General features: G+C 62.1%; 21 protein-coding genes. 17 read left to right on the top strand and 4 right to left on the bottom strand.

Features of this window, described 5'->3' with window-relative positions; genetic code table 11:
• Positions 1–43: 43 nt before the first annotated feature.
• Both OJ996_RS03785 and OJ996_RS03790 read left to right on the top strand, forming a co-directional pair.
• Positions 44–1,201: an acyltransferase family protein gene (locus OJ996_RS03785; RefSeq protein WP_264511332.1), complete on the top strand. Its 1,158-nt coding sequence runs from the start codon at positions 44–46 to the stop codon at positions 1,199–1,201.
• Between the two features lie 39 nt (positions 1,202–1,240).
• The gene (locus OJ996_RS03790; protein ID WP_264511335.1) at positions 1,241–2,320 is read left to right on the top strand and encodes an acyltransferase family protein; all 1,080 of its coding nucleotides are present in this window, start codon (positions 1,241–1,243) and stop codon (positions 2,318–2,320) included.
• Between the two features lie 15 nt (positions 2,321–2,335).
• Here the strand turns inward: OJ996_RS03790 and OJ996_RS03795 are convergent, their stop codons facing one another.
• Positions 2,336–5,428, bottom strand: coding sequence for a GDSL-type esterase/lipase family protein (locus OJ996_RS03795; protein ID WP_264511337.1), 3,093 nt, complete (start codon positions 5,426–5,428; stop codon positions 2,336–2,338).
• A 217-nt stretch (positions 5,429–5,645) separates the two neighbouring features.
• On the opposite strand from OJ996_RS03795, the gene OJ996_RS03800 reads away from it, so the two are divergent.
• The 10 genes from OJ996_RS03800 (at position 5,646) to OJ996_RS03850 (ending at position 15,468) form a co-directional block, all read left to right on the top strand.
• Positions 5,646–7,115: an MBOAT family O-acyltransferase gene (locus OJ996_RS03800; RefSeq protein ID WP_264511339.1), complete on the top strand. Its 1,470-nt coding sequence runs from the start codon at positions 5,646–5,648 to the stop codon at positions 7,113–7,115.
• The gene (locus tag OJ996_RS03805; RefSeq protein ID WP_264511341.1) at positions 7,090–7,950 is read left to right on the top strand and encodes a hypothetical protein; all 861 of its coding nucleotides are present in this window, start codon (positions 7,090–7,092) and stop codon (positions 7,948–7,950) included. The genes OJ996_RS03800 and OJ996_RS03805 overlap by 26 nt, the downstream gene beginning before the upstream one ends.
• 16 nt (positions 7,951–7,966) lie before the next feature.
• On the top strand, positions 7,967–9,190 hold the full coding sequence (locus OJ996_RS03810; RefSeq protein ID WP_264511343.1) for a glycosyltransferase: 1,224 nt from the start codon (positions 7,967–7,969) through the stop codon (positions 9,188–9,190).
• A gap of 4 nt (positions 9,191–9,194) precedes the next feature.
• Complete coding sequence (locus tag OJ996_RS26345; RefSeq protein ID WP_319800683.1) at positions 9,195–9,782, top strand: acyltransferase; 588 nt, start codon at positions 9,195–9,197, stop codon at positions 9,780–9,782.
• Positions 9,783–9,786: 4 nt separating this feature from the next.
• Positions 9,787–11,064 (top strand): glycosyltransferase family 4 protein, encoded by a 1,278-nt coding sequence (locus OJ996_RS03825; protein WP_264511345.1) that lies wholly within the window; start codon positions 9,787–9,789, stop codon positions 11,062–11,064.
• 12 nt (positions 11,065–11,076) lie between these two features.
• Positions 11,077–11,907 carry an FkbM family methyltransferase gene (locus OJ996_RS03830; RefSeq protein ID WP_264511347.1) on the top strand — a complete coding sequence of 277 codons (831 nt, stop codon included), beginning with the start codon at positions 11,077–11,079 and terminating at the stop codon, positions 11,905–11,907.
• Positions 11,908–11,921: 14 nt separating this feature from the next.
• A complete protein-coding gene (locus OJ996_RS03835) occupies positions 11,922–12,686 on the top strand; it encodes an FkbM family methyltransferase (protein ID WP_264511349.1) in 765 nt (254 codons plus the stop codon).
• Positions 12,687–12,770: 84 nt separating this feature from the next.
• Positions 12,771–13,403, top strand: coding sequence for a class I SAM-dependent methyltransferase (locus tag OJ996_RS03840; RefSeq protein WP_264511351.1), 633 nt, complete (start codon positions 12,771–12,773; stop codon positions 13,401–13,403).
• Positions 13,400–14,278 (top strand): alpha-1,2-fucosyltransferase, encoded by an 879-nt coding sequence (locus tag OJ996_RS03845; protein WP_264511353.1) that lies wholly within the window; start codon positions 13,400–13,402, stop codon positions 14,276–14,278. Before OJ996_RS03840 ends, OJ996_RS03845 begins: the two co-directional genes overlap by 4 nt.
• Entirely contained in the window at positions 14,275–15,468 is a 1,194-nt protein-coding gene (locus OJ996_RS03850; protein ID WP_264511355.1) for a glycosyltransferase, read from the top strand. The genes OJ996_RS03845 and OJ996_RS03850 overlap by 4 nt, the downstream gene beginning before the upstream one ends.
• Here the strand turns inward: OJ996_RS03850 and OJ996_RS03855 are convergent.
• Positions 15,465–16,712 (bottom strand): hypothetical protein, encoded by a 1,248-nt coding sequence (locus OJ996_RS03855; RefSeq protein ID WP_264511357.1) that lies wholly within the window; start codon positions 16,710–16,712, stop codon positions 15,465–15,467. The genes OJ996_RS03850 and OJ996_RS03855 overlap by 4 nt on opposite strands.
• Before the next feature lie 84 nt (positions 16,713–16,796).
• On the opposite strand from OJ996_RS03855, the gene OJ996_RS03860 reads away from it, so the two are divergent.
• The 4 genes from OJ996_RS03860 to OJ996_RS03875 all read left to right on the top strand — a co-directional run bounded on the left by OJ996_RS03860 (position 16,797) and on the right by OJ996_RS03875 (position 22,224).
• The gene (locus OJ996_RS03860) at positions 16,797–17,594 is read left to right on the top strand and encodes a glycosyltransferase family 2 protein (RefSeq protein ID WP_264511359.1); all 798 of its coding nucleotides are present in this window, start codon (positions 16,797–16,799) and stop codon (positions 17,592–17,594) included.
• 56 nt (positions 17,595–17,650) lie between these two features.
• Positions 17,651–18,562 (top strand): glycosyltransferase, encoded by a 912-nt coding sequence (locus tag OJ996_RS03865; RefSeq protein WP_264511361.1) that lies wholly within the window; start codon positions 17,651–17,653, stop codon positions 18,560–18,562.
• 257 nt (positions 18,563–18,819) lie between these two features.
• Complete coding sequence (locus OJ996_RS03870) at positions 18,820–20,226, top strand: sugar transferase (protein ID WP_264511363.1); 1,407 nt, start codon at positions 18,820–18,822, stop codon at positions 20,224–20,226.
• A 24-nt stretch (positions 20,227–20,250) separates the two neighbouring features.
• Positions 20,251–22,224, top strand: coding sequence for an O-antigen ligase family protein (locus tag OJ996_RS03875; RefSeq protein WP_264512185.1), 1,974 nt, complete (start codon positions 20,251–20,253; stop codon positions 22,222–22,224).
• A gap of 3 nt (positions 22,225–22,227) precedes the next feature.
• Here OJ996_RS03875 and OJ996_RS03880 read toward each other — a convergent pair whose 3' ends face one another.
• Together OJ996_RS03880 and OJ996_RS03885 are read right to left on the bottom strand one after the other, a co-directional pair.
• Positions 22,228–23,343: a hybrid sensor histidine kinase/response regulator gene (locus tag OJ996_RS03880; RefSeq protein WP_264511365.1), complete on the bottom strand. Its 1,116-nt coding sequence runs from the start codon at positions 23,341–23,343 to the stop codon at positions 22,228–22,230.
• A complete protein-coding gene (locus tag OJ996_RS03885; RefSeq protein ID WP_264511367.1) occupies positions 23,330–25,465 on the bottom strand; it encodes a CHASE3 domain-containing protein in 2,136 nt (711 codons plus the stop codon). Before OJ996_RS03885 ends, OJ996_RS03880 begins: the two co-directional genes overlap by 14 nt.
• A 308-nt stretch (positions 25,466–25,773) precedes the next feature.
• Between OJ996_RS03885 and OJ996_RS03890 the strand changes: the two genes are divergently transcribed.
• A complete protein-coding gene (locus OJ996_RS03890; protein ID WP_264511369.1) occupies positions 25,774–25,971 on the top strand; it encodes a CsbD family protein in 198 nt (65 codons plus the stop codon).
• Positions 25,972–26,030: the final 59 nt, after the last annotated feature.

Genomic DNA, 26,030 nt, shown 5'->3' on the forward strand with positions numbered 1-26,030 from the left:
TCATGAAATCCTAGAGCACAACTACAGGTCTCCTCCCTCCCCGATGAACCTCGAAAAAACCCTTCCCCTGGCGGAGCCCCAATCGGCCGCCACGCATGAAGTGCGCCCGACCCTTGCCGTTCTGGATGGGGTGCGCGGTATCTCCATCCTCATGGTGCTTTTGCACCACGTTCTCCTGCTGCCGGCCCCGGCCCACAAGGTCGACGTGTTGATCGAACGTGCCACCCGCCCTCTATGGACGGGCGTGGACCTTCTCTTCCTCCTCTCCGGTTTCCTGATCACCAAGAGTCTTCTGGAAACACCCGGGAGCCCTTCGATCGGGCACTTCTACCTGCGCCGCTCGCTGAGGATCCTTCCCCTTTATCTCGTATCACTCCTGCTCTTCCTCGTGGTGTTCCCGGCCATCCCTTGGGAAGGTTTTGAATCCTACAGGACTCTCGATGGTCCCGGTGCCCGCTCGTTCTGGCTGGGCTTCATGAACTACCACTACTCCCATGAGTCCGCACCCGGGAACCTGGGGCATTTCTGGTCCCTCTGCGTCGAGATCCATTTCTATCTCATCTGGCCCTTGTTCCTGCTTCCGTTCCGGAGGGCCTTGATCCCCCTCTGTGTCTGCGGGATTCTTCTCGTCGCGGCTCTTCGTATCCTCAGTATCAAAACCGGCTACTGGACGCCGGATCTTGGCTATCACGCATCCCACTTGCGCTTTGACGCATTGTTGTGGGGAGCCTTGGTATACGGATTGGACCGATCCTACCGGGAGTCTCCTGCGTGGGGCCGCTGGCTGCCACGGCTCCTTCCTCTTGCGGGCATTGCGGCCTCGGTGTTTCTCGTCGTCGGGCGCACACGTTCCTCGCATTTGGGGAATCTGCTGGGCTTTCCGGCCGTGGATCTCGCATTCGCCATCTTCCTGCTTCTGATCCTCCAGAGATCCAGCGGGCTGTTCCATGGTGTCTTGTGCACATCCTTCGTCCGGCTTTCCGGGAAGCTTTCTTATGCTCTCTACGTCTTCCATTACCCCGTCCTCCTCCTCTGCAAAGAGTGGATTTTCCAAGGGTCCTTCCCGGCGTGGAATGGCATGATCTGGCCAGCCGCCTTGCTTACGGGAGCCGTAGCGGTGCCTCTGACTTTCCTTCTCGCTTGGCTTAGCTGGCATCTCTTGGAGAAGCCCTGTCTTTCCTTGAAAAGACATTTTGCTTGAGCCGCGGGACTTTTCCGCATTTTTGCGGTTTCACCGGCCTTGAGTTCATCAGTTACATTGCCGACCCACGGCACCAAGCCTCTGTCGACCTCTACCGCTGCCCTTGCAGCGAAGCGGGATCCATCGATCGACATCGCCCGTCTGTGCGCGGCATTCCTGATCGTGCTATTCCATGCGGGGGAGTCCTACTCCATGGCCGGAGGCCCGGATATCGGCGGGAACCCTCCCTGGCTGATCGTGGGGAATCTGTCGCTATGGGGGCGCGTGCCTTTCTTCTTCTTCCTGGCAGGCTGTTTCGCGGCACGCTCTCTTGCGAAGCCGGGTGCTTCCGCGGGCGGTTTCGTCTCGAGCAGGATCAAAGGCTTGGGGATCCCTTATCTCTTCTGGAACGGAGTAAGCCTGGCAATGCTCTGGGTGGCGCTACGGGCGGGAGCTTCCTTCTCCAGTGAGCCGGTCCTGACGACTGGCGCGGCTTTGGGGAAACTCACGGGTATCTTCTTCATGCCGGCCAACGGGCCACTTTGGTTCATCCGCGACCTGATCCTCGCCTCCCTGCTTGCTCCTTTGCTGAGAAAGCTGGGCCCATGGCTCTTGGTGCCTTCGATCTCTCTTATCATCCTTCCCGAGATCCCCTTGGAGTGGATGGAGCGCGGTTGCCCTCGTCCTTCTTCTTTCGGCTACTTTGGCATCGGGATGTTGCTCAGCTATCTGCCCAAAGGAATCTTCGGAAAGCTATTCCCGAACCTCGGTCTGGGCCTCCTTCTGTGCCTCTCGCTGGGAGTGGTGCATTCCATCTGGCACCTGACTCCATCCCGCTTCGGCGGCGTCTCGGTAGGCGCCATGGGCATCCTTCTCACGGGCTGCTACATCCATCGTTCCTTCCCGCGCATTGCCGAGTTCATGGCCCGCCACTCGAGCGCCTCCTTTATCGTTTTCGCCGCGAATGTTCCATTCTTTGCCGTCGCGCGCTTTCTCTATCCGCGGGTGGAGGGTAAGATCGGATACCTGCCGTATTTCTTCGGGCTTGCGGTGCTATTCTTCGTTTTGGCCTTGGTCGCTCATCATCTCATCCGGGGTTACTTTCCCCGTCTGCTGGTGCTGATCTCCGGGGGACGATAAATCGCTTTGGCGCCCTCAGTTGCTTGGAAGGAATCTCGCGCGGATGTATTCCTTGCTCTGCAGTCCGGGTGCCGTTGCGAGAATCAGATATCGACCGGATCGCGGGTCGATCTTGCAGTTTAGTATCGGATTGGCCACTCCCTGCCAGTTCTGGAGATTTCCGCTTCGTTCCAGAAACCAGAGGGTGCCTCGTCCCGTGCCAATGTCGGGGACCCCGATCATCCCTCCCGGATTCACGGTTCCGTAGAAGTCCTTCTCACCCGATCTCGGATTACTCGCGATCGCAAACTCTAGGAAGTTCGGGAGTCCGTCTTGATCCGGATCGGCAGCGGGATTGACGAGAGTTCCCGCATTGATCTCGGTCGCGGTGAAGTACTGGAGACGCCAGTTTTCCAAGCTAGGCTGTTCGACCGCTGCCAAACGGAACGTGATTCCGACCGTGGTCAATACCGGTTGAGAGACATCCAGCATTCCTGATGTGCCGGAGGGCGTTGATGTAGGCGCGCCCTGTGTGCGCGCGGGTCTCCAATTCACTCCGTCCACGCACTCCATCAACCGCCAACCGACTTCCGGATTGTTTCGCCATTTGAAATTCACCGTAGCGGGCCCGACCGTGAGGCCGGCGGAATCATAAACGGACGGATTGGTGCCCTGCATGTGCTCGAGGAGATTCGAGTTCCCATCGCCATCGGTATCATCCCTCAGTGTCAGGGGCAGGCTACCCGTCGGCGGTGAATCCGGTTGCAGAAGCCAGCCTTGTGCCGGGAGCACGGCACCTGCTCCATTCGTCTGTCCGGCGGTCACCGGGGAATAGTAGCGCCCGCTCGTCTCTGCGATTTGCCGAATGTCGAGGGTGCCCCGGATGAAGCAGCGCCCGTCGGAGACGTTCGAGTCGAGCGCTTGCAGGGCCAGAACATTCGTCCCCTGCTGCAGGATAGGGATGTACTCGCTCAGATCGAGAGTCACCGTATCAATCCCGCGAGCATCGTCACGGGCTTGCGTTGCGGTCAGGCCGGAGCTCGGTGCATTGCATGAAGCAACCGGCGCTCCGTTGATCCAAGCACGGAATCCATCGTCGAACTGGACCCCGAGTTTGATCGCAGCGATTCCGGTGACATTGTTCTGGAAAGGAATCCGCACGAGGGTGGAGGCGCTTCCGTTGGCGTGAGGAGCAATGGAATCATTGGTCAGCGCTTGTTGCGATTCATTCCCCACGGGAACATGCGAGGCCGGGCCAGCCGGGGCAAACGCACCGTTCCTGTCGACGCTCACATAATCGAGGGACGCCGCCATGTTCTGGGTGCCGGTGAGGGCACCAAGAGTGAGCCAGTTGAACCGGGATGTATCCTTCTTTTGACCACCTTCCTGGCAAGTGATCTGCACGCCATCCCGCCACACGAAGAAGCGCCGGGTCGGCGCGTGATAGGCCACGCGGAAGACATGATAGTCGTCGTCGTTTGCGGCAGTGGAGAGAGTGTTGGCGATGGACTTGATGTTTCCGAAAAGGACACGGCCCGGTTCGATCCACAGGATCCCGTAGCCCCCTCCGACGTTTTGGGTGCCTGCACGGATCATGAATCCGTCGTTGGTCCCCTCTGCGGGACTTCTCAGTTTGATCCGGGCTTCCACGGTCCAGGAGGAATCCACTCCCTCGATCCAATGGCCGCCCTTTAGGGAGAGCGAAGGGCCTTGGCCATCAGCCTCGATCGCTCCTCCACCGGAAGTCCAGGCTCCGGCTCCGTTCAATACCTGCCAGTAGCCGGAGTTCAGGCCGTTGCATTCCCATCTCATGCCAAACTGACCCTCTGGACGCACGGGGAACTCGAACCCGGTTCCTCCGGTCCCGGTCGTCCACGACGAATCATCGAAACCTGGTAGAAACCAGTTGGGATGAGGAGTGGAAGTGACCAGACGCCGGTGCGGGGAGGAGATCCCCACGGCCCGGATCTCCGATCCATCGGCCCGACCCAGCGAGCCCTGCACATACCAATTCCGCCAGCCCATCGTATCCACCACCGTGCCGGTTCTGGAGAGCAGGCGGATCTGGCCCTCGGATCCCGTCACCGAAAAATTCGCATGAATCGGCTTGGTCGGCTGCGTGAGATTCTTGCCGGAGAGGAAGATGACCCGGCGCTCTCCGGGGAACAAAACCGTCGACTGCGCGAACACGAACTGCGGCGTCCCCGCCCCCTTGTCGATAGCCAGACCGTCCAGGCACACGCCTTGCGGGTAGGGATTGTAGATCTCGACCCACGGGTAGTTCGAGTTGGTCTCATCCCGCGGGGAATCGCTGCCGGGGGTGGGGCAGACTTCGGCCAATACGGGAGTGCGGGATTTCGCCAGATCTTCCCACGCTTTCACGTAGACCAACTCGCTCAAACGCCTGAGCCCGTCCCCCGTCACGTGAAGCCCATCTCCCGACCACTCGGGATGAATCGCAAGCTGCGAGTAGACATCGATGGTGCCTGCTCCCAGATCAGGCGCGAAGCTGTCCACCCGGTTCTGCACCGCACCCCGCTTCGCGGCCATTCCATTGTCGTCGGTGTTGAACACATACTTCGGGCCGAAAACGTTGCCGGGGAAACCGGCTACGCCCACGGGCCCGCGGAAATCCGGAGTAAAGCGGTTCCAGATCCAGATGTCGGGATTCTGGCCGGGCGAGCGCCATGCCGCCGCCAGTTCCCGGTAGCCTTGCTCGTAGCGGACGGGATCGGCCCATAGAGCGTTGCAATCGTTGACCCCCAGCCCGGCGATCACGATGTTCGGCCTCCATTGGACACATCCCACTTGCTCCCCCGTGTGATAGTAAGCCCGGTGCTCGTAATTCGGGTAGCGACCCGCTGTCATGCTACTAACCCCGTAGTTTCTAACCGTATACCCTTGGCCTAACAGCTGTTGGAGCTGGTCGGGGTAGGACTTGCCCTGCATGATCAGGTCATCCCAGTAGCCCCACGTGATGCTCGCACCCGTGCAGGCCACTTTGGTATGGGACGCGTCGTTCCATACCACCGGCCCGCCCATCGCCACCGCCCCGAGGAGAGAAGTGAGAATCGGAACTGCCGAAAGGTCGAATCGGGAATGCTTCTTGGGGAACAAAACCGGCGCCATCCTCGACAAAGAACCACCGCATTCTTTCTTGTGCAAGCGGCCTCTCGATCCTTCGCTCTTCGTAATGAAAATAGACAAGCCATGCTGACGCAGTGTCCGCTGGACCCCCGGAAATCTGCGTAAATTTGCGTTTATCGGAGCTTGATTTCTCCCTTTCACACGATGCCTACACCCGGTCTGCCGGACCGGGCTATCCCTTTTTTGCTTAGCTCCCCCGATGCTCTTTAACTCTTGGGAATTCGCCGTCCTTCTAGCGGTCACCTTTGCGCTGTACTACGCGCCTTGGTCGCGCGGGCGCCATGGTAAGGCATGGCAGGTCACACTCGCCTTGGCGGCGAGCGTGGTCTTCTACGGCTGGGAGGATCCACGCCTCATCGTGCTGCTGGCGATCTCCTGTGTGGGCAATAGCATCGCCACCGCACGGATCATCCTGCACAAGGTCGCGGGTGACGAGGTGCGGGTGAAGTACTGGACCCGCCTCGCGGTGATCTTGAATTTGGCCCTGCTCGCGGTCTTCAAGTACGCGCCCTTCGTTGTCGGCATGATTCCCTTCCTGCCTCCGTCTTGGGTGGATGCGGTGAAGGGCATCCCTCTACCGATCGGCATCTCCTTCTACACTTTCCATGGCATCAGCATGATCGTGGATGTGGCCCGGGGTGAAGTTACCCGCGAGGGCGATGCGATGTTATCGCGCGGCGGACGTTTCGCAAAAGGAGTGCGGGATATTGGTTTCTATCTCCTCTTCTTCCCACAGCTGGTCGCGGGCCCCATCGTCAAGGCGAAGCAATTCTGGCCTCAGATCGCCGCGAAGCGCTTGGAAGACATCCCTTGGCAGCATGTGATCCGGACTCTGATCCTAGGTTACTTTCTCAAAGTCTTCGTGGCCGACAATCTTTCGGAGCAGACGGCGCTGCTGACCATCGGCACCACGGAACTCTCGCATTCCGGACCCTTCTTTGTAGTGCCGCTGCTGTATGCCTACAGCCTCCAGATCTTCGCGGATTTCGGCGGTTACTCGCTCATCGCCATCGGTCTGGCGGCGATGTTCGGCTACCGCTTCCCGGAGAACTTCGATTTCCCCTACCTCTCCCGCAGTATCACCGAATTCTGGCGGCGTTGGCACATGTCGCTGTCGGCTTGGCTGCGGGACTATCTCTACATCCCGCTCGGCGGAAACCGGAAGGGAGAGGGTCGCACCTATGTGAATCTCTTCCTGGTGATGTTTCTCGGCGGCCTTTGGCACGGCGCGGAATGGAAGTTCGCGCTCTGGGGCACGCTTCACGGCCTTCTGCTGGCGGTGGAGCGCTTCCTCGCCCGTCGCCGGGGCAAGCTCGAGGATAGCACGGCCTCTCCTCTCCGCTCCGCATTTGGCACGCTCTACACCTTTCACGCGGTCACCTTGCTGTGGTTGACCTTCCTGATGCCCGATATGGCTCACATCCGCGCCTTCTTCGAGGGCGTCTCGGGCGGGAGCCGGGCCATTTCAGGCCCCCCGCTCTTTGCGCTGCTGTTCTACGGGACGCCGGTGCTGCTCTACCATGCCTGGGGTTGGCTGAAAGAATACCGGCCAGGGCTTCCCGGAAAACTTGCCCATCCCCTGTTGGAGGGCAGCATCCATGCTTTGATGCTCTTCCTTCTTGTGACAAACCCCGGTGCGCCGCGTGGCTTCATCTACTTCCAGTTTTAGACCTTCCTACTGGCCTGCGCTGGTACTGGGCCTTGCCGCCTGCTTCGGCGCGCAGACCTTCGTGCTGCGGTGGACCGGCGGCCGCACGACCAAGAGCGAGTCGAACTTCTTCTCGTCGGTCGCCCGCTTGCAGAGCGGGATCCGCGGCACCCCGGAGGTCCTGCTGCTAGGCTCCTCCATCACCGGCAGATTTCCGGATCGCAGCCGCGGCGTGGAGGGGGTGGGCAATCTCGGCTGCGATGGTGGCAGTGCCGTCGAGATCCTGAGAGCGATGGACCGGGGCACGGTGCCCCGCGCTGCACGGATCATCATCGAAGGGAACACGCTGTTCCGTGCCATCGGGGCCGGGGAGACCGAGTTGGCTGCAGCCTTGGAGAAGCGCTGGTTCCGCACCGGTGTGGAGCTGCCGAACTTGAGCGCGGCCGGCCGACCCTCTTCCATGGCCTACACCCTCCTCATGGAGCGCAAGCTTGGCAGCGTCGATGCCGCCTTGGCCCCACCCTTCGCGGTAGCCACCCGTCCCGCCGTGGTAGAGGGGCAGGCACCCTCATTCTCCAAGGCCGAGGAGGTCTTGCTTGAAGAGCTAAGCGGTATCCTGAAACGCCTTTCCGCCACCGGTAGCAGGATCTTGATCGTGATCCTCCCTCCGGGGGCGGTGCCGGGGACCCCCCACCTCATGCTGCCGGAGGAGCTATCCCGCCGCTGCGACCTGCCGTTCTGGAATCTTGCGGCGGCCCTTCCCCCCGATTCCATCCGCCTCACGGATGGCGTGCACATGGACCCGGCCAGTGCCGCCTCCACCCTGCGCACTCTTCTCGACGCCACGGGCGATTGATCCGATGCTCGCCGCCGTGGAACCCAACCCGAGCCCAGCAGCCGCACTCGCGAATCCGCGCGTCCTGCAGGTCTTCAATCAGTATTTGGAATCGGGTGGGGAAGAAGTGTGGGTGAACGAGATCTCCCGCTTCTCCGGACGTGGCTTCACGGTGGACGATCTGCGCTTCCAAAGCAGCGAATGGACCCGCAAAGGTGCGCCCACCCGGCTGCGACAGGCCCAGCGGGTATGGGATAATCCGGGTTCACGGGATCGCTTGCGGGCTGCCGTGGAGAATTCACGGCCCGACCTGCTGCTCTTCCACAACATCATCCCGGTCGGCTCGCTCGGGCTCTATGACGAGGCGGCGAAGCTCCGCCTGCCCGTGGTCCAGTATATCCACAACTTCCGCCCCTTCAGCCCCTCCGGCACCATGTGGGTGAACGGTCGTGTCCATGACGGTGGCCTGCGCGGCAATCCTTGGCCGGAAGTCTTCGGCCGCGCGTGGGAGCGATCCTTCCTCCGCACCTTCTTGGTCGCCATGTATCAATCCCGCCTTCTCGGCTCCGGGACCCTGGACGTGGTGAAGCGCTGGATCGCCGTTTCCGAGTTCATGCGCGGGAAGTTCATTTCCGCCGGCATCCCTGCGGACAAGGTGGTGACCTTGCGTCACTGCTGGAAGCCTCGCGCCACTCCCGAGCCCGCGCGGATGGGGAGTCACTATCTTTTCCTGGGACGGCTCGTTCCCGAAAAGGGGATCTATACCATGCTCGAAGCTTGGAAGATTCTGGAGAAACGGCTCGGTGCCGCTTGTCCCCGGCTGGTCATCGCGGGATCCGGGCCGGAAGAGGCGCGCATCCACGCCGCGGTTGCACGCATGAAGAAGGTGGTCTGTGTGGGCTTCGTCTCCGGGAAGCCGAAGGATGATTTGCTTCATGGCTGTCGCGCACTGATTGCTCCTTCCATCTGGTGGGAACCGCTCGGCCTGATCGTTTATGAAGCCTATGACTTTGCCCGCCCCGTCGTGGCCGCGGCATCGGGAGGCCTGACTGAAACGGTGCAGGAAGGCGTAACCGGTTTCCTTCACGAGCCGGGCGATCCCGAGCGTCTGGCGGCGGATATCGAGCGCATGGAGCAACTCGGCGCGGACGGGCGGCTGGAGATGGGCCGGGCAGGGCACCAGTGGCTTCTGGAGAACGCATCCCCGGAGCGATGGTTGAACGACTTCTCCGGAATCCTCCGGTCGGTTTCCAAGGATTGATCCGATGAAGCGAATTCCTCCCCAGATCCTCGGCGGGCTGAAGAGTGTCCGCGACTGGTTCCTTGTCCATGTCGCGTGGCGCCAGCACTCCATCGGCCGCGGCTTTCACGCCGGCCGCCGGGTGGTCATGTGGGCGCCTAACAAGATCACGATCGGGGAGAACTGCTACATCGGGCGCTACAGCCAGATCGAGTGCGACGCGGAGATCGGCCACAATGTGATCATGGCGAACATGGTCGCTTTCGTCGGGCGCTACGACCATCACTTCCAGCATGTCGGCACGCCCACGCGCCTCGCGATGCAGATCCGCGATCCCGATTACGATTGGAAGGGGTTGGACCTGAAGGTCGTGGTGGGGGATGACGTGTGGATCGGCTACGGCGCGATTATCCTGAGCGGCGTAACCATCGGTGAAGGGGCGGTGGTGGCATCCGGAGCCGTGGTCACCAAGGATGTCGAGCCCTACATGGTGGTCGGCGGGAATCCGGCCAGGACCATTTGCCCGCGTTTCGCCGACGACTCGGAACTGGAGATTCACCGCATGGCGATCGCGGCGCGTCGCAAGCTGGCTACGAAGCCGAGGAAGCCCTGACGCCATGCCACGCCGACTTCGGGTCCTCATCTCCGCCTACTACTGCTCACCCTACCGCGGTGGAGAGGCTGCCGTGGGCTGGCGCTACGCCACGGGCCTGGCGCAGGATCACGACGTCACGGTCATTTGCGGCGATCTTGCCGCCGATGGCCCGATTGGCCGCGACATCGAGCGCTACAAACGCGAGCAAGGGCTCCCGCCCGGCCTCTCGATCCATCACATTCAGGCGGAGGGGCTCACCCGCAAGATTCACGATCTGCATGCCCTCCCGGGCATGTGGTTCTTTTACTACGAAGCTTACCGTAGATGGCAGCTCGAAGTGCTGGCTCTTGCACGCCGCTTGCATGCGGAGCAGGCCTTCGATCTGGTGCATCACCTCACCATCATCGGCTTTCGGGAACCTGGCTACCTCCGGGAGATGGGGATTCCCTTCGTCTGGGGGCCGATCAACGGGGCTGCCCTGATGCCATGGCACTACATCGGTGGCTTCGGCGGCGGCGGGGCCTATCGCCACCTGACACGGAACTTCCTGAATTTGATCCAGAGCCGCCTGCCCGGCCGCAGCCGCCGTGCCGCCCGCGCAGCCGCGAAGATCTGGTGCGTTACCCGGGAGGATCTGGAAATGGTGGAAGATCTCTGGGGCTGCGCAGGCGAGCTGATGATCGAGACAGGTGCGAGCCCTGTCGATTCGCCATCGATCAGGTGCCTCCATACCGGCGAGCCCCTGCGCCTGGTGTGGTGCGGCCTCATCGAGGATCGCAAGGCGCTCCACCTGTTGCTCGAGGCCCTTGCTTCACTCCCGGCCGGACTGGCTTGGGAGCTGGAGGTGATCGGGGACGGTCCCCGGCGGGAAAGATGCAAGGCCATGGCCGCTTCGCTCGGGATCGCTGCTTCGGTGCACTGGGCAGGCAGCGTTGGACATGCCGAGGCGCAGGAACTGATGGCCCGTGGCCACGTGCTGGTTCATAGCTCGCTCAAGGAAGGTACGCCCCATGTCGTGCTCGAAGCGCTTTCCCAAGCTCTCCCGGTGATTTGTCACGACGCCTGCGGGATGGGAGTGGCGGTGACGGAAGAGTGCGGCATCAAGGTGCCGATGCTCGATCCCGACACCAGCATCCGCGGCTTCCGCGACGCGATCATCCGCATTGCCACCGAGCAGGGGTTGCTCGAGCAACTCTCCGGGGGGGCTATCTCCCGCGCCCGGGAACAATCATGGCAGAGTAAGATCGCCGTCGTGAGCGCGGCCTACCGGCAGATCGCCGCTTCACCCGAATTTATCTAACAGACATCCACCATGAACGATATCCAGAAGGCCATCCTGTCCTCGCCTTCCCTGTGGCCGGCAACCTTGAAGTCCTGTGCGTGCCGCTTCCTAGGGGTAAAGAATACCATCGTCGCCACCCATGGCATCCGCATGCTTGCCAATCTCGAACGCGGCAAAGGACTCTGGTGTTCGGTCGGCGGGCTTGAGTACGAGCCGGAGATGCGGGATGCCCTCTCCCTGTTAGGGGCGGGTGATGTCTTCGTGGACGTGGGAGCGAATGTCGGTGTTTACACCTTGCATGCGGCGCGCCGTGTCGGCCCCTCGGGTAAAGTGTTTTTCTTCGAGCCCACCACTGAGACCTACGAGCGGACCTGCGAGAATGTGAAGTTGAACGGCTTCTCCAATATCAAGGGCTTTCAGAAAGCCGTGGCGGCCGCGGAAGGCACCGTGGATTTCATGGTCTGCGAATCCAACAACAGCAACTACATCGGCAGCGGCTTGCTATCGCAGGAAGAGCGGGAGTCGGTGGAAGTCCGCACCGTGCCCGTGGATACGGTCGACGCCCTGGCAGCGCGCGAGAACTTGGATCGGGTGGACTTGATCAAGATCGATGCCGAAGGCGCCGAGACTCTCGTCATGAAGGGCGCGGCAGGCATCTTGGGGAAATCACGTCCCTCCGTCCTCTTCGAAAGCGGCTTCGTCGGCTCTCCCCTGTCAGAACGGGCCTTCCTTCGGGAGCAGGGATACAAGCTCTACCGCTTGGAGGGAAAGAAGTGGGTGGAGGGGCTCGATGAATTCTACGGGAATGTCCTCGGCATCGCGCGCGACGAACATGCCCGCAAACTAGGGATCGCACGCTGAGCTCCTGTCGCTTCATGAAAGCTTGGATCTACCGCAACTTGCTGCCCCCGCTCTTGGTCAGGGTCCTGACCCGCGGCCAGAGACGGCGCGAGGAAGTGGAAAACTTCCGCGGACTCTACAGCCAGTTTGTCTCGCAGGGTGACCTATGCTTCGACATTGGAGCGAACTTGGGCAACCGCGTCCGTTGCTTCCGGGCGCTGGGCTGCCGGGTGATTGCCGTCGAACCTCAGTCACGCTGCGTGAGGCAACTGCAACGCGAGTTCGGCGCGGACCCGCAAGTCACGATCGAACCCATGGCGGCGGGGGCCTCGCCTGGCACTGCAACTCTGCGGACTTCGCCAATGCACGTTCTCTCAACCATCTCCCCCGAGTTCGTCGAGAAGACCCGGCAGTCCGGACGTTTCGCGGCGGTTTCATGGACCGGGACGGAAGAGGTCGGAGTGACCACTCTGGACGCCTTGGTTGCGAAGCATGGCGAGCCGCGCTTCGTGAAAATCGATGTGGAAGGTTTCGAGAGCGAAGTCCTCGCCGGTCTCTCCAAACCCCTGTCCGCATTCTCCTTCGAGTGGACCCCCGAGATCCCCGGGAATGCGGTCTCCTGTATCAGGAAGCTGGAAGCTCTGGGCTCTTACGAGTTCAACTATTCCTGGGGTGAATCCATGCGGCTCTCACGCGCCCAATGGCTTTCCGCGGATGCCATGATTCGTGTGGTGGAAGAGTTTGTTGGAGAAAGCCAGAACTTCGGCGATATCTACGCCCGCTTGGTTTCCACGCCTTGATCAATCGTGAGGCATCTTCCCAAAACCATCGATGAAGCGGGTAACCGCAACCACTTCCATGAGAATCATTGGAAGCGCGTTGGGATGGATCTGCTTCACCGCCATCTCGGTGACTTGTCCGGACTCTCGCTTCTCGACTACGGTTGCGGCCGCGGCGAAACCTTGCGACTCGCGACCGGTAAGGGAATGCGCGCCTTGGGCACCGACCTCGATCCGGAGTGCGTGGCGATCAGCAAGACCCACGGCGACACAATACAACTGGCATCCCCTCAAGATCCGGTCGACCAGTTCGGTGGGAAGTCCTTCGACGTGGTCACGTGCTTCCATGTGCTCGAACACGTGGACCGCCCGAAGGAAGTGCTGCGCAGTTTGGGTCAGATCGCCCGCAAGGCCGTCGTGCTGGCAGTGCCGAATCTCCGCGCTCTTCCCCGCCCGCGCGCGCTGCGCCGCGAACCCGAGCCGGTGAATGAGGGTCACCTCCAGGGCTGGGATCATTCCCATCTGCGCAATCTCGCCGAGCGCCATTGCAATCTCCGTGTCGAAGCCTGGGCCCACGATCACTGCAAGGTGCCTGTCTTCGGAGAGCTCGTTTCACGCATCGCCGGCGAGAAAGCGCTCATAGCACTGGAGACCGGACTCTTCGTGCGCCTCTTCCCTTTCCACTCGGCGTCACTCATCGCACTGATGATACCCGAATCGCCTTCTCCCCCGCCGTGATACGCGTCGTCATGCTGGGCCGGACGGGAAACAATCTCTTCCAGTATGCCCTCGGCCGCGTTCTTGCGGAGAAGCACGGCGTTCCCTTGGTCATGGACGGATCTTGGTTCGATCCTCCGGGCTGGGCGTCGGTCTCCTGCTTGCGGCGCTTGGGCTTGAAGGCGGAGATCCGTCAACGGTCGCCCTTCATGGCCCGCGCGCTCCGGAGACTCACGGGGCGGCACTACTGGGAACTTGCCGGCTTCCCGGTATTGAAGGAATCGCCCGTGGACCTCCGCTTCGCCCCGCGCTTCCTCGAAGCCCCGTCGTCCGTCGTGCTCATGGGATACTTCCAGACGCACCTCTACTTCGCGGGATTTGAGGATGTCCTGCGTGACGAACTCCGCACCGACCGGCTCCCCTGGCAAGATGCTACCCGTCGCGTTGCGGATCTCATGGAGCCCGTTCCCAGCGTGGCGGTTCATGTCCGCCGCACCGACTATGTCGGTAATCCCGACGTGGATGTCTGTAGCCTCGCGTACTACCGTAGGGCGATGGATCTCCTTCGTTCGCAGATCGCCGGTGCGCGCTTCTTCTTGTTCTCGGACGATCCCGCCTGGTGTCACGATCAGCTGGGCGGCGACGATGCCGAGGTCTGCGCGCTCCCCGAAGCGCAAGGCGACCCCCTCCATGACTTGCATCTCATGAGCCGGGCCAAGCACCATATCATCGCGAACAGCAGCTACTCCTGGTGGGCTGCATGGCTCGGCAAGAAGCAGGGCCAGCGGGTGCTTATGCCGGACCTCTGGTATCGGGGCGGGATGTTGGCGCCCATCGCAGAGAAGCGCCTGCCCGCTTGGGAAATAGTCGAAACCGGCCTGCTCTCCCCGCCATGAGCCGACCTCTCCGCTGGCTTACCTGCGCGCCGCGGGACTACTGCGGGAACGATGCGTATTTCTCCCGGGATACCGGTCTCCTGTGCCGCGGCTTGCAGGATGCGGGCGCGGATTGCCGGCCTATCCTGGCGGGTGAGCCGCGTCCCGATGACGCCGCGGACCTCGTGCGCGCCACTGCCTCGGAGCTATCCGACCCACGTTGGTGGAAGGGGCTGTCAGCGGATGCCGTCGTGATCCATACGTGGAGCCAGGGCGAGCATACTCGCACCCTTCGCGCGATTCGTGAGGCAGGGCTGAGGCTGGTTCTGATCCAGGATGGTACGGGCACCACAGGTCCGCTCGGCACCTGGGGAGATTGGGTGGCGGAGTCATGGTATTTCCGCCATCGCCACGGGGGTAGTTGGGGCGGCTTGTTGTGGTTCGCCGCCCGCATGCTTCATGGTCACACCCTGCGTCTTCCGGGTTTTGAAAAGACCCGCGCGCAGCAGTTCGAATTGGCCGATCGGATCGTCGTGCCTTCACCGCGTGCGCTCGGAGGCTATCGGAAATTGGCCGGACGATTGGGACCGGATCTCTCCTCCAGGCTTCATCTGTTGCCCTATCCGGTTGCTGCTTGGTTCACCCGGCGGGAGGCGGTTCCGAAGGAGAACCTCATCGTGTCCGTGGGGCGCTGGACGGATCACTGGCAGAAGCGGCCGGACCTGCTAGCTCGTGCCCTCGAGCAGGCTCTGCTCAAGCATCCGGAGTGGCGGGCGGAGATCTTCGGCGAGCCGGGGAGCGCATTGTCGCGGTGGCACGCGAATTTGGAATCGTCCTTGCGTGTGCGGGTCAGCCTGGCCGGCATCGTCTCCAACCACCAGCTCTCCACGGCCATGGCGAGGGCAAAGATCTCCTTCTGTAGTTCCGCCTACGAGTCCTTTCACATTGCGTCCGGAGAAGCCCTGTGCAGCGGCGCTTCGATTGTAGGAGTGGATTCCGCCATGACTCCCAGCATGGCTTGGTTCGCCAGCGAACAGTCCGGCAGCCTTTCCGAAACCTTGAGCGGCGATGGTCTGGTAAAAGGCCTGTGCCGCGAGATCTCCGAGTGGGCCGCCGGCCGGCGCGATCCTGACCAAATCTCGCGCGATTGGAGCGCTCGCCTTCACGCTGCCGCCGTGGCCCGTAATCTGATCGAAATGGTTTCCTGTTAGACCCCGGATACCGTCTTTCTCGGGAGGGCGAATGGCCGCTTGGCCCACAGGCTCAGGCTCGCCCTCCACAGGATCAGACCCGCGAATGCGGCGACGGTGTCCAAGGCAAGGTCGAGAACATCGCTGCCATCGAAGCCAAATCCGAAGCTCCATTGGCAGAACTCGGAAACGCCACCGAGAATGATCGCCGGCCAAACAGCCCTGCGGCTTGCCGTGAGCAAGGCCAGCAGGGCGCTTAGGCCTGTGAATGCAAGCAGGTGGAGCGGCCGCTTGAGGTAGGGCAGCTGATTGAAGAGCCAGCGCGCCATCCCGCCGTCCAAGCGCTCCGGGGAAACGGGCTCGGCAGGGATCGCGGGTTTGGCGAGCGCCGCCGCGATGGGTGGGGGCGCTGGCGCAGGTGCGGGAGGAACTACCGGCGCCGGATTGCCTTGAGCAAGTGGAGCGGGACTCGCGGGCTTCGGTGCTGGAGCGGGTGGCGGCGGTGGAGGGGCTGCTACGGCTTCAATCGGATAGGGCGTGCCCATCGGGGGGTAGGGGATCCAAGGCCCGGGCAAGCAGTAAGCCCAGGCGAACCCTCCCCACACCACCCCTGCGGCCAGCACCCGTAGGGATCCCACAGGCTTTTCAGCCACCCATCGGCGCAGGCCCCACGCGATCACTCCCAGCCAGCCGGCTACGAGGGAGACCGTCATCCAGAGAAATCCGGGGCGGTAGTTCACGGCTTGGACCTGAATCGACTCGATCGTGAAATCACCGCTACTGCCACGGTTCTCCAGAATCAGCTTCGGCAGAGTGCCGGCACGCGCGAGAGGCACCACCATATCGCGATAGTAGATCGGGCGGTCGCCGCGCCCGGACCACAGGGGCAGGTGGCCCTGCACCATCTTGCCGCTGCTATCGAGCCAGATCAGGATCACGCGCGCGTCGTCCCAGGCCATCTTCCCCAGCTTCACACCGCGGCAGGAAACTCTCAGGGCCACATGCGCATGTCGGGTGGCGGGCGCTTGAGTCCACAGATACTCCACCTGCGGGATCTCTCCACCTGCGGGAAGTAACAAGGCATCTTCCTGTCGCTGCACGGGTCCGGAACTCGAGCGCGAGATTCCTTCCGGAGTGTAGTTCAGCGTCAGCGCGGGTGACTCCGTTGCAGGGATGAAACGCCACTGCCACAGCGCCCAAGTGCAGGCGCAGAGCGCGAGCAAGGCCAGAAGATATCCGCAAGCGGCAGCGGCGGGGCGGGGCACGCCGGAGAGAAGTTGAATTTACCCGGGTCGGAAAGCGCAAAGCGGCTTGCCTTACGCGATCGCGTCCGCACGAACTAAGTGCCGATGGATTTCACCGTCATCACCCCGAACCTGAACTACGGTCGCTTTCTTGCCGATTGCTTGGAGAGCGTCGCCCGGCAGGAAGGGGTCACTGTCGAGCATCTCGTTATCGATGGCGGCTCGACCGATGACAGCGCTGCGGTGGCGGCCCGCTTCCCGCATCTCGCTTGGTCACAGGAGCCGGACAAGGGCATGTCCGATGCCATCAACAAAGGCTTCGACCGCGCCACGGGCGAGTGGGTGATCTGGCTCAATTCCGATGATCGCTTGAAGCCCGGCGTCCTCTCGCGAGTAAAGGAAGCGGCTGCGAATTCCACAGCGGACATCCTCTACGGAGCCTACGATTTCGTGGATGAAGGCGGCAGCTTCCTTCGCAGCATCCGCGTTCCTTCGTGGTCACCCTTCGTCCATGTCCACCACTGCTGCTACATCGGCTCGACCGCGTGCTTTCTCCGGCGCTCCAGCGTGATCGATCCCGGGCATCGGCTGCGCGAGGACTTCCGCTATGTCATGGATGGTGAGTTCTATGCCCGTCTCCATGCGCAGGGCCTGAACTTCGATCGCATCCCGCTGGATGTCGCGGACTTCCGCCTGCATGGTGGCAACACTTCTTCCAAGCATCTCGGCCGGACGCGTGATCTCGAAGCCATCCTCAAGGCTGAGCGCCAGCACGTGGAGTCCCGCGCCATCCGCCGCGCATACGGGCTGACGCTGTTTGAAGATCCCTACCTGAACGGACTGGTAGATGGCGTCCTGTGGATCACAGCGCGTGCGTGGAAGGGAATCATAAAACTCCTGTAACGGAGCGAGCCCTGCCAAGGGATCCCCGCGGCGGCATCCTTCGAATTGATCTTTCCATGCCCTCTTCCCCCTGCATCGCCACCGTCTTCGCCTGCTTCAACCGGCGCGCCACTGCCTTGGAGTGCATCCGCCGCTTGCAGGCCCAGACCCGTCAGCCGGACATGGTGGTAGTGGGCGATAATGCCTCCACCGACGGCACTCCGGAGGCCCTGCGCGCTTTGGCATGGGATCGCCTCACCGTCGTGGATACCGGCGACAATCTCGGCAATGCCGGCGGGGTGCAGGTTGCCATGGATCACGCGTTTGCCCACGGTGCCGACGCCGTCTGGGTTCTAGATGACGATTCTTGGCCGCGTTCCGGGGCTCTGGGCGCTCTGTTAGAAGACGGCTTCGACGCTCACACCGTCCGCCACAGCCTCCAAGTCGATCCGACGGGAGGCCACTACTCATGGCCTCTCCCCGTCCGCTCGGCATCGGGCGCATGGGAGACCATCCGTCATCCGGACGAGTGGCCGGGCCCCGCCTGTGTCGAAAGCCGCGCCTCATGGACCGGTGCCCTGGTTCCCCGTGCCGCTTGGGAGAGAGCCGGCCCCGTTCTGGGCGAGCTCTTCATCCGCGGCGAGGATGAGGAGTATCCCCGCCGTCTCGCCGCCGCCGGTTTCCGCTTCGAGGCGGTCAGGGACTCGGTGCTCGACCATCCCTCGGCGAAGAACCTTCGCCGCTGGAAGATCGGGACGAAAGACTTCTGGTTTGAAACCGGCTTGGAGGATTGGAAATTCTACTACGAGGTGAGGAATACCGTGTGGTTGAAGTTCCGGGAGGGATCTCGCGGGCAGGGCTGGGCGATCGGATTCCTGCATCTCCTCGCCACCCTCCTCCATGATGGCTGGTCCTCGTCCCGCTGGCGGACTTGGCGCCTGGCACTGGCGGATGCCCGCTCAGGCCGTTTGGGTAGAAGGAGTTTCTGACGCTCGCCGGCGTCCGTCTGGCGGCAAACTGATGGCGATGGGGTAGTGGAAGGAGCCGTTTGGCCCTCTCCAAGGCCAGCGGTCGGCCCTATCTTTGCCTTCATCCTGATCGGCAGGTGACGCTTTCGTTGCTCGATGGGAGAGCCTCGGGAACTCGCGCGGTATCCCCTGAAAGCGTGTTTCTCTGGCGGGAGCTTGGGCTTGCCTTGCCGGGGAGCTTCCGGTTTCATCTAGGCCCTCGCGTAGGAATTTGATTCATGCCTGTCGGCCGTAAAGAAGCGTTCTCGATCCAACTGCTCCAACTGCTCGACGCAGGCTTGGTGTGGTTCGCCTTCTGGATGGCCTCCTTTTTCCGCGGCCCCATTCGCGAGACCTTGGGCGCTTACAATGATGGCGAGATGAGCCTCTCGCAGATGAGTTGGGTGCTCTACATCGTGGTCCCCTTCACCCCGCTCGCCCTCGAGTTCTTCCAGTTCTACCGCCGCCCGCGGACCAAGACCCCTTTGCAGGCCTTCAGCCAGCTCGTGAAGGCCCTGCTGTTCATGGCCTTGGCGATCGGCATGATGGTCGTCTTCGCGCAGATCTCCGGTGCCAGCCGTTTGATCCTCGGTGTGGGTGGGGCCCTCACGCTCCTCATTCTTTTCGCCCGGGATCGCGCATTCCACTCCTACCTGCACCGCCAGGAGCTGCGGGACTATGCCAAGGAGCGGATCATTATTGCCGGCTCCGACGAGGAGATCGACGCCTTCCTCGGCGAGGTGGACGAGGAGGTCAGCGGGCTGTGGAAAATCGTCGCCCGCTTCGATCTCGCCCAGCGCCCTGTCGACGAACTGTATGCCCTCCTCAAGGAGAAGTCCGTGGAGCGCGTGATCTTCGCCGCCCGGGACACCGAGTTCGGCAAGGTCGCGGAAGGCGTGGAGGCTTGCGAGTTGCAGGGCGTGGAGGCGTGGATTGTTGCCTCCTTCATTCGTACGCAGATTGCCCGGCCTACCTTCGATGTCATTGGCAAGAAGCCGATGCTGGTCCTCCGCTCCACTCCCGAGCTGTCTTGGGAGCTGGCCTGCAAGGCGGTGATCGACATGGTCGGCTCCTTCCTCTTGATCTTCTTCACCTCACCCCTGTGGTTGATCGCGATTATCGGCATCAAGATTACCAGCCCCAGCGGCCCTGTCTTCTTCCGCCAGCGCCGGGCCGGCCGCTATGGCAAGCCCTTCCGGATGTGGAAGTTTCGGACCATGGTGCCGGATGCCGAGGCCCAGCTTGCCAAGGTGAAGGAAGAACACGGCAACCATATGGAGGGACCGGTCTTCAAGCTCGACCGCGATCCCCGCGTCTTCGCTTTCGGTGCGCTCTTGCGGAAACTGAGCATCGACGAGTTGCCCCAGCTCCTCAATGTCCTGCGAGGCCACATGAGCTTGGTGGGGCCGCGACCTCTACCGATCTATGAGGTGGACGCCTTCGAGAAATCGGAACACCGCCGCCGTCTTAGTGTGAAGCCCGGCATCACCTGTGAGTGGCAGGCAGGCGGGCGTAACAAGATCACCAGCTTCGAACAGTGGGTGGAGATGGATCTCCGCTACATTGACAACTGGTCGCTGTGGCTCGACATCAAGATTCTCTTTCGCACGATTCCCGCCGTTCTGCTCGGTCGGGGGGCGAATTGAGGAATCGAATATCGCGCGGTGCTGATGCAATTCGTCTCGGGTCTTTTTATCGCTTCCGCCCTTGCCTTGGCGGTTGCCTTCGGTGGTCAAACGCTCGACTACACGTGGGGCCCTGCGTTGACGGCCTTGGCCGCCGCGCTCCTCACGGCTTGTAGTGGCGCGATCGGTCTCAAGGAGCGAGGGAAGGGAACTTGGATCGCGCTGACCTTCCTCGCCTTGGCTTGGGGATGGGTCCTGTGGCGCTGCTGGGGAAGTCCGGTCCGCGAGTTTGCCCGCTCGGATGCTCTGCTCGTAGCGGGCATGATGGCGTCCTTTTGTTGGGCCTTGCTAGCCGCACCCGCCGGGGCGGCAGTGCGTCTCTTGATGGCCGCCTTGGCCGTTCTGGGAATCGTGGACTTGGTGCTCGCTCTCCAGCAGCGGGGCGATCCCTCGGTTGCATGGCCCTTCCAGCATCGCCCGGCAACTTTCCCTTCCGGCCTCTTCGGGCATTACAATCACCTCGCGGACTTCTCGCTGGTTTCAGCCGTCTTCCTCTCGGCGCGCGCTTTCTTGGCCAAGGACTCCCTTGCCGAGCGTCTCCTCCAGGCACTTGGAGCGCTTGCGAGTGTCGCTTGTATCTTCCTCTCCGGCTCGCGGGGTGGCATGCTCTCGCTCTGCGTCGCCGCGGGCACCCTGCTTGCGCTCTCGGCCTTGGCCGCGTGGCGCGAGAAGTCGAAGAAGCGCGTGGTTTTGGGAATCGCCACGCTTGCGATGCCGCTGGTGCTCGCCGCGGTTGCGGTGCCTACCATGAAGCATTTCCAAGAGCGCCGCGGGATTACTGACGGGAATCTTGAGCGCTTTGCTGACAATCGCTCCCGCTTGCACGGATACGGCACCGCCGTCGACCTCACCATGGATCACCCCGTGAGCGGCGGTGGTAGCCGGAGCTTCGGTTGGCAGAAATATGCCGCATGGAAACCCTCGGAAAGCGGCCTCCAGCCTCCCAACGACGACTTCGTTCACAACGAGCTTCTGCAAGCGGCCGTCGACTACGGCTGGGTCGGTGCCGGCCTGATCGCTGCGGCCGTACTGGTCGTCATCCTGTGCGGCGCTGCCGGTTTGATGATCGGGGAGAGCCCCTCGCCACCCTCACTCCGGGCGATCGATGCGATGATGTGCGGTGGTCTGGCAGCGATGGTGGGGACCTTGGTGCACTCGAATTTCAGTTTCGTGACCCACACCATTCCGGGGGCCATGTACTTGGGCTTGGCCCTCGGATTTGCCTTGCCCCGCCGTGCGGTGGACCGTGTGGACTACGCCGCCCGGCCCCTGCTGTGGGCGGGAGGGGCAATGGTTTTCCTGTTACCTTTCGCCGTCATCCTGGGCATGTTTGGCCTGCGGGCTACCGGAGCCTTCCGTGAGCTTTGGCCTGTGATGTTCGGCAGGGAGCAGCTGGCGAGGACTTCACCGGGTTTGGCAGCGGAGAAGCTGAACAATGCGCTGGCCGCTTGGCCCGGCACCGAGCTTTCAGGCATGGCGGGCCACATCGCCCGCGATGCCGCGTTGCGGCCGGGCTTGCTGGCAGCGGACTCGCGTGACTGGCTCTCGCAAGCCGCGGATTTCTACGGCCAGGCCAAGGCCCTCAATCCCTTCGATCCGGAGTGGCCGGTCAACCGTGCCAACGTGCTCTCCGCGTTAGGACGCGACGATGAGGCCGAGGAAGATTACGAGGCTGCCGTGAAGCTCGAAGGAGGCATGGAAGGCACCTTCCGGGCTCGCTTCTACTACGGCCGCCACCTCTACGGTCGCTGGTACCGCGCGTGGACCAAGCAGGAACGCCCGCCCGGCCAGGCGCTCGCGGCTTTTCTCAAGGCTCGTCAGCTCTTCAAGGAAGCGGCCGAACTCACCGAGGCTTGGGTCCGGGGCAAGGAAGAGTCGGAGATGGTAAAGGGCTTGGAGGAAACGATTACTTTCCTTGAAGGCGCCAAGGTGCTGCCCGAGCCCCCGCCCGGGAACTGAGGCTCACTCCGCAAGCGGCAGCCGCAGCACGAAGCAGGCTCCGCCGCGCGGGCCTCTTTCGTAGCGGATGCTTCCGCCCATGGCCTCCACCAGCTCGCGCACGATGTGCAGGCCTAGCCCGGTTGAAACCTCGCCCCCGGTCGGGCGACTGCTCAGACGGGTGAACTTCTTGAAAAGCTGGTCCCGCTCGTCCTCGGCCACCCCCGGGCCTTCATCGTCGATCAGGAAGACGCCGGACTTCGCGTCGCGCTGCAGGCTGATCCTTACCAAGGTGCCGTGGGGCGAAAACTTGATCGCGTTCGAAACCAGATTCTCCAGGGAGCAGAGCAAGGACCGACGGTCCGCCTGCACGGGAATGCGCTCTCCGGAGCTCTCCATGCTGATCGCGATGCTCTTGCGCTTCCCCAAGGGCAGGAAGCTCTTGATGGCTTCTTCCGTATACTCGCGGAGGCAAAGTGACGTCAGGCCCATCTCCGCCTTCGCCTCCTCGATCTGCCGTGTCTGCAGGAGCGAGCCCACGATCTCAAGCGCCCTGTCGGTTGCATCACCGATGCTGGCCACCAGCGCGCTATGGGTCTGGTCCATCGATGCGCTTTGCTCTTGAAGCATGGAGCTGGCGAAGCGGACGGCACCGAGAGGGTTCTTGAGATCGTGGGCCACCACTTCCAGCACGCGGTTGCGCTCGTCGATCGCCTCCGCCAGGCGCTTGCGGGTACTTTGCAGGTTCAGATGCACCTGCACGCGCGAGAGTAACTCGGGCCCGTGAAAAGGTTTGGTCACGTAGTCCACCGCCCCGGCCGCCAGAGCCTCCATGATGAAGCTCTTGTCCGTCACGGCGGAGAGGAAGATCACCGGTATATCCTGCCATTCGGGTTGCGAGCGGAGCCGGCGGCAGAGGTCGAAGCCGGTCATCCCCGGCATCATCACATCCATGAGCACCAGATCGGGAGTGGTGCTCCGCAGCTTGGCCAAGGCCTCCTCGCCACTACCCGCGGCGATGACCTCGTGGCCTTGGCGGAGCAGCATCGGACCCACCACCTGGATGTTCTTCGGCTCGTCATCGACCACGAGAATCAATGACGAATTGGCCGGGCCCGGGAGTGGATCAAAGGTCGGCATGACTGAAGCTGTCGATCAATCCGGGAAGTTGGGCCAGCAGGCGGCCGGCCTCGGCGAAATCCATCTGAGCGGCCGCTTGCTCGAGCTGCGAGGCATATTCAGCGAGCGGCGGGCAGTCGTGCAGCCCGGCCAGTTCCGCCAGCTCCTTGGCGAAACGGAGGGTCGCTTGGGCTGGCACCAGTTCGATCAGTCCGGGTAGAACCGAATCGCGTAGGTCCGCCAGTTCACGCTGCAAGTCGGGCCACTCTCCGGCGTGCACCGCATCCGTCACGGGTGCCGCCTCCGGCACGGGCTTGCCGGTGGCAGCGGTGGTTCGCACCGGGAGAAACTTGGTGAGCTCCAGGTAAAGACGCTCCCGGCTGACCGGTTTGCTCGCGAAGCCGTCGAAGAGGCCTTTGAGCTCTTCTGGATCTCCCGCCAAGGCTGAGGAGGTAACGGCAATCAGCGGGATCTTCCGGGTGGACTCCTGCGACTTGAGCAGGCCATGGGCGGAAGCCCCGTCGGCTACCGGCGTGCGGGCATCCATCAGGATGAGATCCGGCGGGTGGCGCTCACACAGAGCCACCGCTTGCTCGCCATTCTCGGCCTCCAGCACCTGATGCGGCGTGCCCTGCAAGTATCCCCGGATCAGCTCGCGGTTCAGCGGCGCATCATCCACGACCAGGATCCTGGCGGGAGCCAAGCGGTTGAAATCCGCCGTCCTCTCGCTGGTGTCCGCGGGCCGCTCCGGCACAGGCCCCGTCCGACCCTCGACCGGCACCGAAACACGGAAGATCGACCCCTTGCCCAAATGGCTTTGCACTTCCAATCGCCCCCCCATGAGCTTTACCAGTCGCTCACTGATGCTGAGGCCCAGACCGGTCCCTTCAAACCGGCGGCCCTGCTTGGATTCAACCTGGTAAAAGGGCCGGAAAATCTGCCCGACTTGATCCCCCGCGATGCCGATACCGCTGTCCCTCACTTCGAAGTGAAGCGTTTTCCGGTCCATCCCTTTCACCGCTTCCATGCGTAGCTTTGCATGCACATGACCACTATGGGTGAACTTCACCGCGTTGCCGATCAGGTTGAGCAGCACCTGCCGTAGCCGCAGGGCGTCGAAGGAGAGGAAGGCGGGGACATCCGGATCCAGATCGAAGCGGTAGTCCAAGCCCTTCTCCTGTGCGCGGTAAGTGAATAAAGTTTCTAAATTGTCCACGAACCGCCGCATCTCCACCGTCTCCGGCCGCAGCTCCATTTTCTCCGCCTCGATCTTCGAGAGGTCGAGGATATCGTTGATCAGGGTCAGTAGGGAATTCCCGCTGCTCACGATCGTTTTGGCGAAGTGCTTCTCCTGAGGCTTCTCAGCCAGATCGTGAAGCAGTTCACCGAACCCGAGGATCGCGTTCATCGGCGTGCGGATCTCATGGCTCATCATCGCCAGGAAATCGGTTTTCGCGCGGTCCGATTGGATGGCTTTCTCGCGCTCGAAGAGCAGTCGCTCCTGCCGCCCCCTCGCGTTTAGGAACAGGATCAAGAGGATCGCTCCGATGATTCCCGACATGATGGCGATCACCGAAGTGATTACCACCACCGTGCTGGTGTCCCCGAAGCTCCGGCCCAAGTCCTTCTGCCGCTTGGCGAGTAACAAGGACTCCTCCCTGCGCATCGCGTCGATTCCTTCCCGGAAACGGTCCATCATTTCTTTGCCAGCACCGGTGGCGACGATCGCGCGTGCCGTTTCCGCATCGCCCGCCTTGATCAGCTCGATGCCCTTTGCGAGTTCCCTCTGTTTGTCGGCTGCTGCTGCCCGGATATTCTCGACCCGGGACTTCTGGGTGGGACTGTCTTGGGTGAGTTCCCCGAGCGTCTTGATCTGGTCATTCAAGGTCAGGCGCGCTCGCTCGTAAGGCTGGAGGAATCGCGACTGGCCGGTGATGACATAACCACGGTGGCCCGTTTCAAGGTCGAGCATCGATTCCACACAGCGCTGCACTTGGTCGATCACTTGGCGGCTGTGTTCCACCTCATAGAATTCCGCGAGGTTCGCCCGGGTGCTGCGCGCTGAATTCACCGCCCCATATACAATCATCACCAAGGCGATGAATGCAGGTACGAGGTAGCGGGCACGAAGATAGCGGCGCATCGGCGAGCAGGGCTGGGCGGAGTAAAACCCGGTTGTTTGGAAAAGTCCCGGATAACAGGTCAGCACTCATCCTGAGATCCGTTCAAACGGCATTACGCGGAATTGAGGAACGAGCTACCGTGCTTAGAACAGCAAGGCGCCATGCACTCTGCATTCAGGCCTGAAGAGGGATCAATTCCCGAAGGGCTGGAAACCTTGCTGGAACGGGCTTTGGAGTGAGGAGGGTGGAGTGGCACTTCTCCTGATAGACAGGTGGAGGGGCGTTCCGCACAAGGCGGTGCTTCCCACAACCTCAATCGAAGCAACCCATGAACTCTCTTGAAATCAAAGGCAATTGGAACATCGCGAAGGGCAAGTTGAAGCAAAAGTGGGGTCAGCTCACCGATGACGATCTCGACTATGTCGAGGGCAAACAAGACGAGCTTGTCGGTCGCATCCAAAAGCGCACTGGCCAGACCAAGGAAGAGGTCGAAAAGGCGATCAAGGACTTCTGCGACTGCCGCTGAGTTGAACTTTGGAGGAGTCGCTTGCGGCTCCTCCTTCTCCATCCCTACCTACCCAAGCC

It is taken from the genome of Luteolibacter rhizosphaerae (assembly GCF_025950095.1).
In the GTDB taxonomy this organism is placed as follows: domain Bacteria; phylum Verrucomicrobiota; class Verrucomicrobiia; order Verrucomicrobiales; family Akkermansiaceae; genus Haloferula; species Haloferula rhizosphaerae.